Raw genomic sequence first — 2,174 nt, 5'->3', positions numbered from 1 at the left:
GGTGTCATAGGGGACTCCTTTTCTTAAGAACTAAAAAAAGGATACCGGGTTCAGTCAGGGGTGCTGAAAAATCGCAGGGAAGTTACTTTCAGGAGGATTTAAAAACCGGCGGTATAGCTGTTACTGGAAATGATCATGCCGATAATCCAAGTACTGAGAGCCGTCAGGAGTCCGTTGTAAAAATCATCTGCTACCACGGCGCAGAAGGAAGGAATCCTCTTCTGCACCCAGGAAATGGGAAAGGGATGCATCATATCAAAAAAGCGGAACAAGAAAAACGCCACCACGGCCAGAAACCATTCGTCCGCTCCCAGAAACATCACGCTGAGCAGCATCCCCAGAAATTCATCGCAGGCAATCTTGTTCTTGTTTTCATAACCGATAAGGTCAATAACGCTTTTGCAAGCCGCCAGGCAAAGCGCCAAAACCGCCAGCGCCAGAAGAACCTTGACCAGAAGGGAAAGCTGGATAAACAGCAGACATACCGGGAGCATCAAGAGAGAGGCCATAGTGCCGGGTGCTTTAAACTTCAGGCCAATACCGAACCCGACTGCAAAAAGATGCATGGGATTTGTCAGGTTCAAATATGACACACGTTCATCCTGATAAGAAGGCATAGCGCTAATTCCACAAACGATAATAATATCCGGTACCCCGGAACGGAGGCTATTATACCAAAAAAAAGACAGCCCCTTTCACTGAAGGGACTGCCGATAAGATCAGAACAATCTTTTCAGGTTACATTCTGAGAAGCATGAAGATCTCATCCTTATTCTTAAGGATAATCTGATTCTTCTTCGGATCATCGTTATCCACATCATCATCCGGGCTCAGACGCAGGAGACGGAGGGTATAGAACAGGAGAGCCTGCCGGCACTTATAAACTACTTCGCCGTTTTCCATGCCATAATCGATTTCAATGGCCTTCTGCTGGCTGGGAGTAAGCTTCGGATTAGGGCCGATCTTCAGAGAAACCACAAAGTTCCACTTCATATCCTCATTAGGATCCACGTCTGATTCTTCAGGCTTTCCTACGGAATAAATACGGGACAGCACAAAATCGCGGAATTCGGAATGCTTGTCGTCAAAGGCGCGGATATGCCATCTGATGCCGTCAAAGCCAAGAGCATGCGGGTGAATGCGTCTCTTTTCAGGATCCTCGCTGTTCATGGTCTGATAAGAGATTTCCAGGGATTTCTGATTCAGAATGCAGTCCACAATCATGGAAAGAACATCAAAATTAATCTTCCGTCTCGGAGGCATGAAGCAGGAAATGTTAGGAGCCTTTTCCAGATAATCCCGGGTGGGGTTCAGAGTGCCCTGAGCCTTCATCAGAATATCATTAAGGTAGGACTCAGAGGAGCAGATGGGATAGATGGGCTTGTACTTGGGACTTCTGCGATAAATTTTGGAATGCCTGTCATACTTAAGATTGTCCTTCGCCATTTCGCAGTAGCGGGAAAGATCAAGAGAAGACTGCGGAATGGAAATGCCAAAGAAGGAAACCAGATCTGCCCGATTGATATGCCCAGCCCAGCAAAGGCGGTAATCAATAAACTCGAGCCGGCGTTCCTGGTTCCATTTATTGTTCCCCGGCTTCTTTACGGAAAATTTGTTATTCATAAAAATCTACATTCTCTAGGTGCAGTTAATAAAAAGTAAACGGTGCCAACAGCAATCAAACATGACTATCAGCCAGTTTCGATGCAAACCACAATGCTGGCACGCATGCGTTTTATGATATATTAACGGGAGTTAGAATGCAAGAGTAGGTAAAAAAAATATTTATAGTTTCTTTTATAAATCGCGGAGATGGCTGTAATAAAAGATCCATAACTGATCGAAGGATCCGCAAAATGATAACGAGATAATACGGCACAAGGTACAAATTAATCACTCGTACTTTCTAACCCTATCCATTACGGATTCAAAAATTATTGCCATCCGGTATAGTTATAACTGACGCCGTTATTATCTGCCAGAAAACGGTGTTCTAAATAACTCGTAAAAATCAAAAACGCCACCTGGGGTCTCTGTGGTTCCCGGCGGCGCTTTGAGGAATTTTATGAAGCCCGAAAACGAAAAAAGGAACCCTGAGGCTCCCTTTTCCTAAAAAACATGCCTGACGATGACCTGCTCTCACATAGCGAATGCTACACTACCATCGGCACTGA

2 protein-coding genes are annotated in these 2,174 nt (G+C 45.0%); both read right to left on the bottom strand.

All coding sequences use genetic code 11. The annotated features are described in order from the left end of the window. Positions 1–98: 98 nt before the first annotated feature. On the bottom strand, positions 99–593 hold the full coding sequence (locus ACJROR_RS14405) for a phosphatidylglycerophosphatase A (protein ID WP_406043509.1): 495 nt from the start codon (positions 591–593) through the stop codon (positions 99–101). 145 nt (positions 594–738) lie between these two features. Further along, positions 739–1,623 carry a helix-turn-helix transcriptional regulator gene (locus tag ACJROR_RS14400; protein ID WP_406043507.1) on the bottom strand — a complete coding sequence of 295 codons (885 nt, stop codon included), beginning with the start codon at positions 1,621–1,623 and terminating at the stop codon, positions 739–741. Positions 1,624–2,174 lie beyond the last annotated feature (551 nt).

Origin of the sequence: Succinimonas sp. (genome assembly GCF_045225735.1) — a bacterium.
Taxonomy (GTDB): domain Bacteria; phylum Pseudomonadota; class Gammaproteobacteria; order Enterobacterales; family Succinivibrionaceae; genus Succinimonas.
This window is presented reverse-complemented; position numbering and strand designations above follow the sequence as displayed.

Bases quoted from the DNA above. Each gene is read 5' to 3' on its own strand.
- ACJROR_RS14400 (WP_406043507.1), bottom strand. From the start codon at position 1,623: ATGAATAACAAATTTTCCGTAAAGAAGCCGGGGAACAATAAATGGAAC.